The sequence below is a fragment of the Thermomonas sp. LB-4 genome, assembly GCF_036409385.1.
GTDB lineage: Bacteria > Pseudomonadota > Gammaproteobacteria > Xanthomonadales > Xanthomonadaceae > Thermomonas.
In genome coordinates this window covers 110,338-125,082 of sequence record NZ_JAXOFT010000003.1, presented here as the reverse complement: position 1 = coordinate 125,082, position 14,745 = coordinate 110,338, and the positions used below count along the sequence as shown (strand labels likewise).

The 14,745-nt window shown below is 70.4% G+C and carries 14 protein-coding genes; 4 read left to right on the top strand and 10 right to left on the bottom strand.

Translation table 11 applies throughout. The annotated features are described in order from the left end of the window. Window positions 1-59 precede the first annotated feature (59 nt). The 4 genes from SPK54_RS03835 to SPK54_RS03820 form a co-directional block, all read right to left on the bottom strand. Window positions 60-1,238, bottom strand: a complete 1,179-nt coding sequence (locus tag SPK54_RS03835) for a phosphoglycerate kinase (RefSeq protein WP_330946607.1) — start codon at window positions 1,236-1,238, stop codon at window positions 60-62. A gap of 88 nt (window positions 1,239-1,326) precedes the next feature. Continuing rightward, complete coding sequence (locus SPK54_RS03830) at window positions 1,327-2,694, bottom strand: DUF3999 family protein (RefSeq protein WP_330946606.1); 1,368 nt, start codon at window positions 2,692-2,694, stop codon at window positions 1,327-1,329. After that, on the bottom strand, window positions 2,691-5,405 hold the full coding sequence (locus SPK54_RS03825; protein WP_330946605.1) for a DUF2339 domain-containing protein: 2,715 nt from the start codon (window positions 5,403-5,405) through the stop codon (window positions 2,691-2,693). Before SPK54_RS03825 ends, SPK54_RS03830 begins: the two co-directional genes overlap by 4 nt. A 94-nt stretch (window positions 5,406-5,499) precedes the next feature. Further along, the gene (locus SPK54_RS03820; protein ID WP_330946604.1) at window positions 5,500-7,179 is read right to left on the bottom strand and encodes a sensor domain-containing diguanylate cyclase; all 1,680 of its coding nucleotides are present in this window, start codon (window positions 7,177-7,179) and stop codon (window positions 5,500-5,502) included. 92 nt (window positions 7,180-7,271) lie between these two features. Here SPK54_RS03820 and SPK54_RS03815 point away from each other — a divergent pair, with 92 nt between their 5' ends. Beyond that, complete coding sequence (locus SPK54_RS03815) at window positions 7,272-7,715, top strand: hypothetical protein (protein WP_330946603.1); 444 nt, start codon at window positions 7,272-7,274, stop codon at window positions 7,713-7,715. Window positions 7,716-7,734: 19 nt separating this feature from the next. Here SPK54_RS03815 and SPK54_RS03810 read toward each other — a convergent pair whose 3' ends face one another. Further along, window positions 7,735-8,178 (bottom strand): group III truncated hemoglobin, encoded by a 444-nt coding sequence (locus SPK54_RS03810; protein WP_330946602.1) that lies wholly within the window; start codon window positions 8,176-8,178, stop codon window positions 7,735-7,737. A gap of 133 nt (window positions 8,179-8,311) precedes the next feature. Between SPK54_RS03810 and fdxA the strand changes: the two genes are divergently transcribed. Continuing rightward, entirely contained in the window at window positions 8,312-8,650 is a 339-nt protein-coding gene (gene fdxA, locus SPK54_RS03805; protein WP_330946601.1) for a ferredoxin FdxA, read from the top strand. 57 nt (window positions 8,651-8,707) lie between these two features. On the opposite strand, the gene gap is transcribed toward fdxA, so the two are convergent. Further along, window positions 8,708-9,712 (bottom strand): type I glyceraldehyde-3-phosphate dehydrogenase, encoded by a 1,005-nt coding sequence (gene gap / locus SPK54_RS03800; protein WP_330946600.1) that lies wholly within the window; start codon window positions 9,710-9,712, stop codon window positions 8,708-8,710. A gap of 157 nt (window positions 9,713-9,869) precedes the next feature. Between gap and SPK54_RS03795 the strand changes: the two genes are divergently transcribed. Beyond that, window positions 9,870-10,502 (top strand): OmpW family outer membrane protein, encoded by a 633-nt coding sequence (locus SPK54_RS03795; protein ID WP_330946599.1) that lies wholly within the window; start codon window positions 9,870-9,872, stop codon window positions 10,500-10,502. A 42-nt stretch (window positions 10,503-10,544) separates the two neighbouring features. Beyond that, on the top strand, window positions 10,545-11,423 hold the full coding sequence (locus SPK54_RS03790) for a S1/P1 nuclease (RefSeq protein ID WP_330946598.1): 879 nt from the start codon (window positions 10,545-10,547) through the stop codon (window positions 11,421-11,423). Window positions 11,424-11,430: 7 nt separating this feature from the next. Here SPK54_RS03790 and SPK54_RS03785 read toward each other — a convergent pair whose 3' ends face one another. From SPK54_RS03785 to SPK54_RS03770, 4 genes are all read right to left on the bottom strand, one after another. Continuing rightward, complete coding sequence (locus SPK54_RS03785; RefSeq protein WP_330946597.1) at window positions 11,431-11,940, bottom strand: TonB family protein; 510 nt, start codon at window positions 11,938-11,940, stop codon at window positions 11,431-11,433. A gap of 2 nt (window positions 11,941-11,942) precedes the next feature. Next, entirely contained in the window at window positions 11,943-13,757 is a 1,815-nt protein-coding gene (locus SPK54_RS03780) for a TonB family protein (protein ID WP_330946596.1), read from the bottom strand. After that, window positions 13,744-14,115, bottom strand: a complete 372-nt coding sequence (locus tag SPK54_RS03775; protein WP_330946595.1) for a BlaI/MecI/CopY family transcriptional regulator — start codon at window positions 14,113-14,115, stop codon at window positions 13,744-13,746. The genes SPK54_RS03780 and SPK54_RS03775 overlap by 14 nt, the downstream gene beginning before the upstream one ends. Before the next feature lie 174 nt (window positions 14,116-14,289). Beyond that, window positions 14,290-14,733: a copper chaperone PCu(A)C gene (locus SPK54_RS03770; RefSeq protein WP_330946594.1), complete on the bottom strand. Its 444-nt coding sequence runs from the start codon at window positions 14,731-14,733 to the stop codon at window positions 14,290-14,292. Window positions 14,734-14,745: the final 12 nt, after the last annotated feature.

The window sequence follows — 14,745 nt, the reverse complement described above, 5'->3', positions numbered from 1 at the left end:
CCGTCAACGCTACCACAGCGATGCGGCGCGCAAGCCTCGCCACATCGCTGCAATCGACTTCAGCCCGCGCGCGCTTCCAGCGCCGCCACCGCCGGCAGGGTCTTGCCTTCGAGAAACTCGAGGAACGCCCCGCCACCGGTGGAGATGTAGGACACCTGATCGGCGATGCCGAACTTGTCCACCGCCGCCAGGGTGTCGCCGCCGCCGGCGATGGAGAATGCCGGCGACGCCGCGATCGCGCGCGCCACCGCTTCGGTGCCGGCCGCGAAGGCGTCGAACTCGAACACGCCGACCGGGCCGTTCCAGACCACGGTGCCGGCCTTGGCGATGAGTTCCGCGTAGCGCGCGGCGGTGGCCGGGCCGATGTCGAGGATCATGTCGCCCGCGCCCACCGCATCCACCGGCTTGACCGTGGCCGGCGCGTCGGCGGCGAACGCAGGCGCCACCACCACGTCCACCGGCAGCGGGATGTCGGCGCCGCGCGCATGCGCGTCGGCCATGATCTTCTTCGCGGTATCCAGCAGGTCCGGCTCCACCAGCGACTTGCCGACGCCGTGGCCCATTGCTGCGATGAAGGTATTCGCGATGCCGCCGCCGACGATCAGCTGGTCGACCTTGCCGACCAGGCTGCCCAACAGTTCCAGCTTGGTGGACACCTTGCTGCCGGCGACGATGGCCAGCAGCGGGCGGGCCGGGTTGGCCAGGGCCTTGTCCAGCGCGTCGAGCTCGGCCATCAGCAGCGGGCCGCCGCAGGCGACCGGGGCGAAGCGGATAACGCCGTGGGTGGAGGCCTGCGCGCGGTGCGCGGTGCCGAAGGCGTCCATCACGAACACGTCGCACAGCGCGGCGTACTTCTTGGACAGCGCCTCGTCGTCGGCCTTCTCGCCGACGTTCATGCGGCAGTTCTCCAGCAGCACCAGCTGGCCCGGCGCCACGTCCACGCCGTCCGTCCAGTCCTTCACCAGCGGCACTTCACGGCCCAGCAGTCCGGACAGGCGCGCGGCCACCGGCGCCAGCGAATCGGCGCCGCTCCACACGCCTTCCTTCGGCCGGCCGAGGTGCGAGGTCACCATCACCGCCGCGCCCTTCTCCAGCGCCAGGCGCAGGGTGGGCAGCGAGGCCAGGATGCGCTGCTCCGAGGTGATGTGGCCGGCCTCGTCGATCGGCACGTTGAGGTCCTGCCGGATCAGCACGCGCTTGCCGGCAAGGTCGAGGTCGGTCATGCGGACGATGGACATGGTGCGGTGTTCCCGTGGAGAGTTGCGCCTATTGTCCGGCCCCCACGCGGGCGCGGCAAACCGGCGCGCGACGCCAGCGCGCGTCGCATCACCCGGCAGGAGGCCGCTTGCGCAGCAGGCTGGCGGCAAATCCGGCCACCAGCAGGGCGCCGCCCAGCAGCAGGCCCCACAGCAGCCAGCGGCGCCAGTCGACGGCGCTTCCCGGCTGCAACGCGGCGGCACCGGCCAGCTCCTCGCGCGGGCCCAGGGTCGCCACCGCCGGTTGCCAGTCCCTGCCGCGCGCGACGCGCAGCGTGTCGATCAGCTGCGGCAACGGCGTGGCCGGACGCATGGCGCGCGCGCTTCCCGCCAGCAGCGCGAAGGGCGGCCGGCCTTCAGCGAGGAACAGCACCACTTCCGGGCGGTAGCCCAACCGCAGCACCGGCGCTTCCTGCGCGCCGTCGCTGCGTGCCAGCAGCCGCCACTGGCGGTCGCGCACCAGCCGATCCAACGGTTGCGGCGGCGAGCGCGTGGAGCCTTCGCTGCCGTCCAGCCGGTAGGCCACCCATGGCGCGGCCGCGGCCTGCCACGCGGCATCGTCGCCGCCCCGGCTTTGCAGCAGCCATCCGCGGGTGCTGTTGCCGGCCGCCACCACGTCGGCAGCCTCGATCGGGAAGCGCCCGGCCAGCGCGTATTCGAAATGCACGCCGTCGCGGCCTTCGACCCGGCGTCCCTGCAGCGCTTCCCACTGCAGCGCCGGGGCGGCGACCTGCCCCGCCAGTTCTGCGCGCACGCCGGTCAAAGCCAGAGGCCCCTGCTGGCGCGTATTCGGCAACAGGCGCAGGTACTTCGCGCGCACGCCCGGCAGGGCGATGCGGTCTTCCACCACCCGGCGGTCGCCGTTGCGCAGCTGCACCAGCCGGCCATCCGGCTCGACCTCGCGCCACTGCCGCAGGTCGTCAGAGACGCTGACGCGGTAGCCGCGATCGAAGGCCTGCGCCTCCGACCAGGCAAAGCGCAGGGCGACCACCGGTTCGCGCAGGTGGCTGGCGTCGACGACGAAACCGCTGTCGCCGGCCGCAGCGGGATTGGCGCCGCGCAGCTCGACCCGGCGCAGGCTGCCGTCGCTGGTGACCTCGCTGATCGCGGCGACGTCGAGCCCGGTCGCGCCGGCATCGCCGGGCAGCGGGAACCACGGCAGCGCGACGCTGCCGCCCGCCTGCGCCAACGGTGCGTCGGGCGGAAACACGGCCGTCGCGACGGCTGCGCCATCCGCGTTGACCACCACCAGGTCTCGCAACGCCGGCGACTGCAGCTGCCGGTACACCCCGCGGTCCAGCACCACCCGGTAGGCGCCGCCGTCGGTCCGCTCCAGCGTCAGTGGCCAGCGACCGGCGTAGTCGTCGGCGATCGCCGCGAGTGCGGCCATGGGCAGGGCCAGCAACCACAGCCAGCGGTGCATGCGGATGTTCTTCATGCGGACACCTCCATCCCCTCATCGCCGGCGCGCCTCGGCGGCGCCGGCGCGAAATACCCCACCACCGTGCACAGCAGGCCGTAGGCGATGAACGAGCCGATGCCGAGCAGATTGCCAAGGTGCTGGCGATCCACAACCACCAGCTTGACCAGCACCACACCCATCAGCGCCGCGCCGGCCAGCCACAGCGTGCGCTGGCCGCGCTTCGACCCGGCCACCCAGCCGAGCATGCCCAACACGCTCCACGCCACGGTCAGGCTGGTCTGCGCCAGACTGGTGGAGAGCAGCGCGTCCGACCACGGCGCGTCGCCCCAGTGATGCACGGCGCGCAGCACCAGCGCGGTCAGCCAGGCAAAGCCCAGCAGCGCGAACAGGATGCCCAGCGCCGGCTGCGGCCGGCGCGCATCGCCCAGCTGCCAGCGCAGCGCCAGCACCAGCGCGGCCAGCTGCGCCAGCTCCAGCGGGTTGAGCAGCGGCACCCATGGCAACGGCGCGGCGCCGCCGACCCGGAACAGCGCGGCGACCCACCACAGGCCCAGCACCGCGAACACCACCGCCAGCAGCCGCTCGCGCCAGCCATCGAAGCGTTCGCCCAGCGGCATCGACAGCCAGCGCCAGCGATACAGCGCCGCTGTCGCCAGCGCCAGCCACGGCATGACCACCAGCGCCTGTCGCCACCCATCGGCCAGCCCTGCGGTGCGCCCACCCAGCCAGTCCAACAGGAGGCTGGCCGCCAACGCCCACACCAGCCACCAGGCGAACTGCGCGGCCGCCGCGGCGCGATGACCGCTGTCGCGCAGGCACAAGAGGCTGCGCACGCCCAGCAGCGCGAACGCCAACCATGCCCACAGGCCGTGGCCGGCGAACGGCTGCGCGTGCGTCGCGCTTTGCCACAGCGCCAGCGGCGCCGCCGCGACGAGGGCGGCCAGCGCGGTGACCGCCAGCGCACCCGCCGGGCGGCGGCGATGCACTTCCGCCGCCAGCCAGCCGGTCAGCGCGACGAACGCCAGCAGCGCATCGGGCACGGAGCGATGCAGCAGCCAGGCATCGATTTCGTGGATGCCGTTGAGCAGCCACCAGGCCAGGCCCCAGCCGTAGTAGGCCAGCGCCGGGGTGTCGTGGCCCGCCTGGCGGTAGGCACGGGCACTGGCAAATCCGGCGAGTGCGATCAGCAGCGCGCTCATGAAGTTGCCGTTGAACACCATCGTGCCGGCGTCCACGCCGTTGGCGCGGGCGATGGCGAAGGCGGCCGCAGCCGCCAGCTGCAACCCGGCACCGGCGAACTGCGGCAGCCGACGTTGCTGGCGCAGCCCCAGCCACGCCAGTGCGGCGCCTTCCAGCGCGAACACGCTGGCGGTGGCCTGCGCCGACAGCGCCAGCGGCACCGCCAGCGTGGCGAAACCGACCGCCAGCATCGCATAGGCCTGCAGCAGCAGGTCGAAGCCGCGGCGCTGCCGCAGCCACCACGCCAGTGCCATGTACAGCGCGCCCACGCCCAGCGCGCAGAACGCCAGCGCCATCGGCCTGCCCGCCATCAGCCCTGCCTGCAGCGAGAACGCCACCAGCGGCGCGCCGAACAGCAGGCAGCCATCGATCAGGTCGCGGCGGCCGGGCGGACGGCGCCGTGCGAACAGCAGCGGGATCGCCAGGTAGAACAGGAAGAACAGCAGCAGGAACGGCTGGGTGCTGGCGTACTTGTGCGGCGCATAGTCCAGCACGCCCCAGACCGTGCCGATGCCGAAGGTGAAGGCGAAGCCGAGCAGGTTGAGCACCCGCCAGGCGCGATACCAGGCGATCCCGACGATCGCCGCGTTGACGATCGCGTAGTAGGAGAACAACGCCACGTGGTTGCCGCCGCCGGTGGACAACCAGATCGGCGCCAGGAATCCGGCCAGCAGCGCGAACACCGCCAGCGCCCTGGCATCCTGCAGCACCGCCAGCGCACCTGCGCCGGCCACCAGGATCACGCTCAACGCGAACGCCGCCCCCGCAGGCAGCAGGCCGAAGCCCTTGAACGCGGCGAATACCACCAGCAGCAACACCCCGATGGCGCCCCCCTGCAGGCTGAGCGCGAACGCACGATTGCTCTCTCGCTTGCGCCAGGCGAACACCAGCGCCCCCAGCGCCGCCGCCGCGACGGCGGCGAGCTTGAATTCCGGCGGCATCACCATCCAGCCCTGGTCGGCGGCGTATTTCAGCAGCGCCGCCACGCCGGCCAGCAGCACCAGCATGCCGATCTTCACCGGCACGTTGCCGACGCTGAACCAGCGCTTCACTGCACGAATGCTGACGGTGACGAAGTCCGGGCGCGCCGGCGCAGGCGGGACGGCGCGCGAAGGCCGCGCGTGGCCCGGCGATGGCGACGCCGCAGTGGCTTCGAGCGGGCGCGCCGTTATCGCAGGCGCAGCCGGTGGCGACGCGGGCGCATCGGCCACCGCAGGCGCGGGCATGACGACGGCGGGCGCTGGCTGCTGCGCCTGCGCGGCAGGTGGCGATTCCGGCGGCGGTGCGGATCGCTGCATCCAGTCGCCCGATGCGGGGGCGGCGGGGGCTTGCCCCGGCGGTGCCGTTGCCCGCCGGTGCAGCTGCGCCACTTCCGCTTCCAGGTCGGCGACGCGGCGCTTGAGCCCGGACACCGAGACCAGCGCCACGACCAACAACACCGGCACCGCCAGGATCGCGAGCACGAGCAACCCGATCAGACCTTCCATGCCTGTCCCCATCCCTTGCCAATGCCGCTGGCCCCGCCGGCAGGATACCGGCGACGGCGGCCCGCCACACGCACCGCGTCAGCGGGGCGTGCGCTCAGGCGCCCACGCCGTCGCGCCCCGCCGCCTTGACCCGATACAGCGCGGCGTCGGCGCGGCGCAGGACATCCTCCAGGTCGGCGTCGCCCGGCTGCAGCGTCGCCACTCCGACGCTGACGGTCAGCCGCCCCTTGGGCGAACCCAGGTGCGCGATGTCGGCATCACGCACCCGCTGGCAGACGCGCGCCCCCACCTGCAGCGCCTGCGCGTGGTCGGTGGCCGGCAGGAACACGGTGAACTCCTCGCCACCCGGACGCGCCAGCACGTCATCGGCATGCAGCAGCGCGCTGCGCACCGCGCCGGCAAAGCGGCGCAACGCACCGTCGCCCTCGGCATGGCCGTAGAGGTCGTTGTAGCGCTTGAAATGGTCGATATCGAGCGCGAGCACGGACAGCGAACGGCCGCTTGCACGCGCCTCGCTGAACAGCCGCTCGCCGGTCTCGGTGAACCCGCGGTAGTTGAGGCAGCCGGTCATCGCGTCGGTGCGGCTGAGGCGGTCGAGCTCGGAGACCGCTTCGCGCAGCGAAGCGGTGCGCGCGGCGATCTCGTGCTCGCGCTCCTCCAACGCCGTCTGCAGATCGTCGAACGCCGCGTTCATGCGCGCGCCCAGCTCGCCGATGCCGTCGGCCAGCGGCCGCAGCTCTTCCGGGATGGCGTCGTTCCGGTCCGACACCATCCTGCCGCCCAGCGCATACCCGCGCAGACTGCCCAGCAGGTAGCCGATGCTCCGGCCCAGCAGGCGGCGCTGCAGCCACAGCGCCCAGGCCACGCCTGCAACACTCACCGCCAGCAGCGCCGCAAGCAACAGCAGGCGCGGCAGCAGCGGCACCAGCAGGTGGCTGCGCGAGGCCACCAGGACCAGGGTCCAGCCATTGCGCATGGCCACCGCCTCGACATAAGCGGTGCCGCCGTCGCGCAGCAAACCATCCATGCGCAGGATCCGCGCTCCGCGTCCCGGCGTGATGGCATTGCGTTGCAGCGCCAGGCCATCGGCCCCCGCCTCGGCCCGGGGGGTCCAACGCAGCTCCGGGCCCGCATGCACAACCCGGTTGTCGGCATCCAGCAGGAGCATCGCCAATCCACGGCGGCCCAGGCTTTCCGCCGTCAGGCGGGTGAAGGTCTGCACCGGAATCTCCGCCTGCAGGGCACCGGCAAAGCGACCGTCACGCAGGAGCGGCGCGGCGACGCCGACCACCTCCTCCGTGCCGTAGGCGCTGCGCCGATAGACGCCGGAGACGGCAGCGCCCGATCCGCTGCGCATGGACTGGAACCAGACTTCCCCAGCCACCAGCCCGGGCAGCGGCGGCAGGGCGCGGCCGCGCGCATCGCGAACGGCCACAACATCCCCGCGGGCATCCACCAGATGCACGCGCAGCATCGAGGGATAGATGTCCAGCAACCGCCCGAGCTCCTCACCGCGCCGAGCGGGATCGTCGCTCATCTGGTTGGCCAGCAGGCGCACACCGGCCAGCTGACTGTCGAGGAAGTCGTCGACCACCGCGGCATTGAGGGTCGCGTTCGCATCCAGCCGCCGCATCAGCTCGTCGCGGTTGCGCTGCCACTCGCTCACCAGCAGGATTGCTGCGAACAGCACCATCGGCAGCATAGCGGTCAGCACCAGTCCTCTGGCCAGACGTTTGCGCAGGCTCCAGGCCGGGGGCGGCGGGGTCTCGCTCATCCTCCGCTTTCTACCACAGCATCCGCACCCGGCGCGTCGTCGTCTTGACCCGGATCACGGACTGTCCGGCGTGCACGGCGTAAGTTCGCGCCATGGCATCGTGGTATCCGCTGATCCTGCTGCTGCACCTGTCCTGCGCGATCGTGTTCGTGGGCGCGGTGTGCTTCGAGGTGCTGGTGCTGGAGTCGCTCCACCGCAACTTCGACCACGCGCTGATGGAGCGGATCGAGCAGGCGGTGATGGCGCGCGCGCGCCGCCTGATGCCGGGCTTCGTTGGCTTGCTGTTCCTCAGCGGCTTCGCCCTCTTCCACATCCGCTGCAACGGTTTTTCCTGCCTCCAGCCGCGGTTCGGATGGGGCTGGCTGCTGGCATTAAAGGCGCTGCTCGCATTCGGGGTGCTGGTGGTCTTCATCGGCGCGGTGCGCGCCGGACGAAATGGCACCATGGACCCCTGCCGGTTCCGGCATACCCACCGCGTGGTGCTGACCCTGATGGTCGGGATCGTGGTGCTGGCGAAGCTGATGTTCTACGCCTGATCCCACTGCGCATCCGCGCTCAGCCGCCGCGCGGCAAGGGCGGCCGCGGTCCGAGCGGGATCCGGCCATCGCCTGGCTCCGGCAATCCCAGGCCGTAGCGCAGGCTGCGCCCGATGCGGCTGGCGTACTCGTGCACCAGTTCCGCCTGCGCAGGGGCCAGCAGCGCATCGGCGGTTTCCCGCCATAGCGCCAGCCACTGCACGAAGTGCGCGGTGGTGATCGGGTGGCCGTGGTGCGCCGCCATCGGATTGCCGCGATAGCTGCCGGCGCGCAGGATCACCGACGCCCAGAACGAGGTCAGCAGGCGCTTGTGCTCGGGCCAGTCGTGGACCGCGGCATTGAACACCGGGCCGAGTTCGGGGTGCACCTGGATGCGGTCATAGAAGCGATCCACCAGTGCCTCGATCTGTGCGAACGCGGGGATCGCCTCTTCCGGGGCGGGGGCTGCGGCCGGATGCGGCATGGCGGGCGGGACTCCTGGCGGCGCGGCATTGCGGGCGGCGACGATTATCCCCCCGCGCGGCAGTCCCGCCTTGACCTGGGTCATGGCCCGGCCGGCGCCGCCCACGGCAGACTGGAAGACCCGCGTCGCGCCCATGACCCACGTCGTCACCGAGAACTGCATCAACTGCAAGCACACCGACTGCGTGGAGGTGTGCCCGGTCGACTGCTTCCACGAAGGCCCGAACTTCCTCGTCATCGATCCGGAAAGCTGCATCGACTGCACCCTGTGCGTGGACGAATGCCCGGTCGGCGCGATCTATGCCGAGGACGACGTGCCGGCGGGGCAGGAGCCCTTCCTCGCCATCAACGCGGAACTGGCGACGCAGTGGCCGGTGCTGGCGGTGAAGAAGCCGGCGCTGCCCGACGCCAGCAAGTGGGACGGCGTGCCCGACAAGCTCAAGCTGCTGATCCGCTCCGCCATCGGCGAGTGAAGGACGAAAAAGCCCCGCTCAAGGCGGGGCTTTTCCATGGCGGCGAACGGCGCGGGCTTACTTGCCGGCCATCACCTTGACCATCTCGAGGCACTTGTTCGAGTAGCCCCATTCGTTGTCGTACCAGCTGACCAGCTTGACGAAGGTGTCGTCCAGGGCGATGCCGGCCTCGGCGTCGAAGACACTGGTGCGGGCGTCGCCGCGGAAATCGGTGGCGACCACCTTGTCTTCCGTGTAGCCCAGGATGCCCTTCAGCGCTCCTTCGCTCTGCGCCTTCATCTCCGCGCAGATCTCGGCGTAGGTGGCGGGCTTCTCCAGCTCGACGGTCAGGTCGACCACGGACACGTCGCTGGTCGGCACGCGGAAACTCATGCCGGTGAGCTTCTTGTTGAGTTCCGGGATCACCACGCCGACCGCCTTGGCCGCGCCGGTGCTGGACGGAATGATGTTCTCGAGGATGCCGCGGCCGCCGCGCCAGTCCTTGTTGGACGGGCCGTCGACGGTCTTCTGGGTGGCGGTGGCGGCGTGCACGGTGGTCATCAGGCCGCGCTTGATGCCCCACTTGTCGTTCAGCACCTTGGCGATCGGGGCCAGGCAGTTGGTGGTGCAGGAGGCGTTGGAGATCACGTCCTCGCCTGCGTACTTGGCGTGGTTCACGCCGTACACGAACATCGGGGTGGCATCCTTCGACGGCGCCGACATCAGCACCTTCTTCGCACCGGCGGCGATGTGCTTGCGCGCGGTCTCGTCGGTGAGGAACAGGCCGGTGGACTCCAGCACCACGTCGGCGCCCACTGCATCCCACTTCAGGTTGGCCGGGTCGCGCTCGGCGGTCAGGCGGATGGTCTTGCCGTTCACCACCAGCTGGCCGTTCTCGACCTTCACGTCGCCGTCGAAGCGGCCGTGCACGGAGTCGTAGCGCAGCATGTAGGCCAGGTAGTCCGGCTCCAGCAGGTCGTTGATGCCGACGATCTCGATGTCGTCGCCGAAGTTCTGCACCGCCGCGCGGAACACGCAGCGCCCGATGCGACCGAAACCGTTGATGCCGACCTTGATGGCCATGGAACGAGACTCCTGACGGGATTGGGCAAACCCGCATTCTACCGGATCGCCCCGACGCGACCGCCGGGACCGGTTTGATCCCGATCAATACCGGCGCGGATGGGCGGGCGGATCATTTGTTTCAGTTGAAACAAACCCACCCATGGAGTCCCGCAGCATGCACTTCCCCCGCACCATCCTGGTCAGTGCCCTGGCCTTGGCCGCCACCCCCGCGCTTGCCCAGTCCACCGGCACCTGGACCATCGGCATCGGCGCCCACAACGTCGCCCCCAAGTCCAACAACGGCACCCTGACCGCCACTCCGCTCGGCAACCTCAGGATGGACGTGGGCAACAACCTCCGCCCGACCATCACTGCCGAGTATTTCCTGAAAGACAACCTGGGCGTGGAGGTCTTGGCGGCGCTGCCGTTCCAGCACGACATCGACGTGGCCGGCGTGGGCAAGGTCGGCTCCACCAAGCACCTGCCGCCGACGGTGTCGCTGCAGTACCACTTCGGCCAGGGCAAGCTGCGTCCGTTCGTCGGTGCCGGGGTGAACTACACCCGCTTCTTCAGCACCAGGACCGAAGGCCCGATCGCCGGCACCTCGCTGTCGCTGTCGGATTCCTGGGGGCTGGCCGGCCACGTCGGCATCGACTTCAAGCTCGCCGAGAAGGCCGCGCTGCGCGTGGACTACCGCACCATCGACATCGACACCAAGGTCAAGCTGAACGGTGCGAACCTGGGCACCCGCAACACCGTCAACATCGACCCTTCGGTGTACGGCGTCGCCTACGTTTTCGCGTTCTGATCCGGTCATCCGGTGGCGACCATGCCGGGGTATCCTCCCGGCATGGCCATCCGACTCCGTTTCCGCCCCCTGCTTGCTGCGGCCCTGCTCTGCCTGGGCGCCACCTCCACCGCGCTCGCCTGGGCGCCGCTGGGCCACGCCCTGGTCGGCGAGCTGGCGCAACGCCATCTCGATCCGAAGGCCCGGGCCGAAATCGCCCGCCTGCTGGCCGGCGAGCCCACGCCCACCCTGGCCGGCGTCGCCTCCTGGGCCGACGAGCTGCGCAGCACCGACCCCGAGCGCTTCAAGGCGACCTCGCGCTGGCACTACATCAACGCCAAGGGCGGCGGCTGCGATTTCGACCTGGTCCGCGACTGCCCGGACGGCGACTGCGTCGTCGGCGCGCTGGACCGCCAGCTGGCCATCCTCGCCGACCGCAAGCAGCCGCTCGCAGCCCGTCGCGATGCGCTGAAGTTCGTGGTCCACCTGGTTGGCGACGAACACCAGCCGATGCACGCGGGCAACCGCACCGACAGCGGCGGCAACCGCTTCCAGGTCAGCCTGCGCACGCCGCTGGAGCCCGAGGCCTATGCGCGCAAGAGCTATGTCGACGGCGTGATGGGCACCAACCTGCACTCGGTCTGGGACTATTACATCCTGGCCAGCCGCGGGCTGGGGCTGCGCGACTACGCCGACGCACTGGACACCGGCATCGCCACGCCCGCCGCGCCGCGCCCTGGTGCCGGCGTACTGCTGGAATGGGCCGCCGCTTCCTGCAGGCTGATCGATGTCCACGGCCTGTATCCGGCCGACGACCAGCACAAGATGGATCACGCCTACCTGGACAGGTTCCGCCCGCTGGCCGAGGCGCGCGTGCAGCTGGCCGGCAAACGGCTGGCGCAGCTGTTGAACCAGGCGCTGGGCGCGCAGGCGGCGCCCTGAGCGGGTTTCAGCCGCCCAGCTCCACCACCGCGCGGCCGTTGACCTGGCGGAATACGAAGCGGTATTCCTGGGTGAACGGCAGCGGCTCCACTACCCTGCCGGTCACGCGCTTGAGCGGGAAAAACGTCCAGCCGCGCACCGCCACCAGCACCGCTTCCGCGAACGCCGGCTCACCGCCGGCGTTTTCCATGATGCGCGCGTCGGCCACCTTGCCGGCGCCATCCACGATCAGCCGCACCACCACTTCGGCCGGCGGCAGGCGACGGTCCAGCAACGCCGGCGGATACTCGGGTTTGGCATTGTCGCGAACCGGCAAGGGACTGAGATAGCTGCTGCCCGGCATCGGCTGGTAGCGCGCACCCGCATCGATGGTTTCGACGATTTCCGCGCTGACCGCGCCGTCGGCGGCATAGCCTTCGCGCGGCGGCGGCGCGGCCGGCTGCGAGGCGCAGCCGGCCACTGCGGACAGCAGCACCACGACGCTCGCGGGCGCCGCCTCGCTCCACCGAACCGGCATGCTCAACCCGCCTGCTGCGTCGGTTCGTCCTGCGCGAACTCCACCGGGACCCGCACCTTGCTGGCCACCGGCCGGCCCTGCTTCCTCGCAGGCATGAACCGCCACTTCGCCGCTGCCTCCTGCGCGGCGCCGTCGAGCCGCGCGTCGCCGGACGACCGCTCGACCCTGGTGCCGGTGACGCCGCCGCGGGCATCGATGTCCACCACCAGCACCGTCACCCCGGTCTTGCCTTCCTTCAGCGCGTCGGCCGGATAACGCGGAGGATGCAGCGCGCGCGACGCATCCATGACCTGCCCTGGCTGAAGGGTCGATGCACTGGCGGCAGCACCGCCTTTCTTCGGCGAAATCTCGATCCGCTTGCCGACTTGACGCACATCCAGATCCATCGACTCCCCGACCAGCGCAAGCACCGTTTCCAACGGAATGCCATCGAGGCCCATCGACACCTGCTGCTTCTCTGGAATCAGCTCCAATCCGGTCACCGCCATACCGTGATCGCGCGCCAGGCCGCTGATCATCTCGCGCATGTTGGCCTGGCTCCGGTTCATGGTGACCACAGGCGCCTTTGTCGAGTCGGTCAGGGTGATGTCGAGCCGCAGGCCCTTGAACGCCTTGCCGCCATCCTGCGCCTGCGCCTCGGTTCCCAGATGGACTGCGGCCGGCTTGCCATTCACCACGACCAGCTTCGGCTCCGCGATCCGCTTGCCGCCTTCGTCGATGCGCAGCTGCAGCAGCATCGCGGGCTTGTCCTGATGGGCGACACGCGACACGGTTCCGGCAATGGTGAAGCGCCTGCCGTTGGCGTCGGACTCCAGGGAGAACGGCTTGTCCGCCTCGCTCACGATGCGCAGCGCGCGCGGCGCGTCCTCGTCCACGCGCAACACGATGTCGGCGGCGATGCCATTTGCCGGAACAGCCGCCGGCGTCGCCGGCTGCGCCGCCCATGCCGCGTAACCACCACCCAGCAGCAGGCAGGCCAAGGCAGCGCTGCCCAACCAGCGCCGATTCGTCGAAACGGGATGAGCAAGCATGGCAATTCTCTCCTTGAGCGGGTGGCCGAAGCCGAAGTGACAGCCCAGCGGTGCGACCTGCAGCGCGAGCTGGGCATTAAGCAGGGCATCGCCATAGGAGCGACGCTGCTGCGGATGGGCGGCGAGCACGTCGGCATCGCAGGCCAGTTCCTGGTCGTGGCGCATGCGCGCGGCGGCGAAGTGAAGCAGCGGGTTGAACCAGAACAGGCAGCGCAGCAGCGCGGCGACGGCGTTGGCCCAGGGATCGCGGCGGGCGATGTGACGGCGTTCGTGCGCCAGCACCAGCGCGCGCTGTTCCGGTTCAAAGCGCGTATCGAAATCGGCCGGCAGCACCACCTGCGGATGCCATAGGCCAAGCGTCGCCGGCAGGCCCGCGCTGACGGTCTGCGCGCGCAGCGCCTCGCCATGCGGCAGCAACCGTCCCAGCCCGCGCCGGAATGCGGTTTGCGCGCGCCACAGCAGCAGCCCGCAGGCCAGCGCACCGCACAGCCAGAGGCCGGGCAGCAGGCCGCGCCAATCGATGCCGGTCTGCGCGGGCGCCGCGGTCACGGCGAAGTCCGCCGGCAGCACCAGCATCCGCACCGCCGGCGCGCGCACGGCATCGGCGGTCGCCGGCGGCAGCAACGTTGCCACGATGGCCAGCGGCACCAGCAGCCACAGTGCATAGGCCGCCCGCGCGCCGAACGCACGCCGCAGCGGCCAGCGCAGGGCCAGCACCAGCAGGATCGCCGCGCTGCCGGCAAGGGTGGCTTCGATCAATCCCTGCAACAGCTCATGGCTTGCCATCGTCGATCTCCTCCAGCAGCTTGCGCAGTTCGGCCACGTCCTTCTTGCTCAGCTTGCGGTGGGCGGAAAAATGCGCCACCAGCGGCGCCACCCGGCCGTCGAACAACCGCTCCAGCAGGCCGCGGCTTTCCGCCAGCACCCAGTCCTCGCGCTTGACCATCGGCGAGTACAGATAGCGGCGACCGTCTTTCTCGGCCCGGATCGCGCCCTTGTTGAGCAGGCGGTTGAGCAGGGTCTTGATGGTGGCGTCCTGCCAGTCCTGGCGGCCGGCCAGCGCCTGTGCCACTTCGTCCGCACCCAGCGGGCTGCGCGCCCACAGCACGTCCATCACCACCGACTCGGCTTCGCTGATCTGCATCGTTTACGCCCGTAATCTTTTCTTCAGATTACAGACGTAAATGTTCATGTCAAGCGGAATCGCAGGGCGACCTGCCGCAATGGGCGCCTGCGAGCTGCAGGCGCCATGCCTTGCACACCGAGGAGGCTGGATGCCCGGTGCTCACGGACAGGGCCAACCGGCGGCATCCGCTTGCTAGCGGCCCGCCCCCATCGCGCGCACCTCGAACCGGGCCGGCACCCGCCCGGCGCGCTGGAACACCAGCGTGGCCTCGAAGTGGCCGCCTTCCACCAGCGCGCGCCGCGGCTTGATCAGCATCAGGTGGTAGCCGCCGGGCTTGAGTTCGAGCTTGCCGTGCGCGGGCACGGCCACGCCGTCGAGCAGCGCGCGCATCCGCATCACGCCGCCGTCGTTGCGCATCTGGTGGAGTTCCACCCGCTGCGCGATGTCGCTTTCCACCCGCAGCAGGCGATCATCGACATCGCCGTCGTTGACCACCGTGAGGAACCCGCCAGCCACCGGCGCCACCGCCGGCACAGCGCGTGTCCACGCGTCACGCACCTGCACGTGTGCGTTGCCCGCCATCGCGCCGGTCGCCAGCAGGCACAGCGCCACGATCCCACCTGTCCATTGCTTCATTGCTTGCACCTC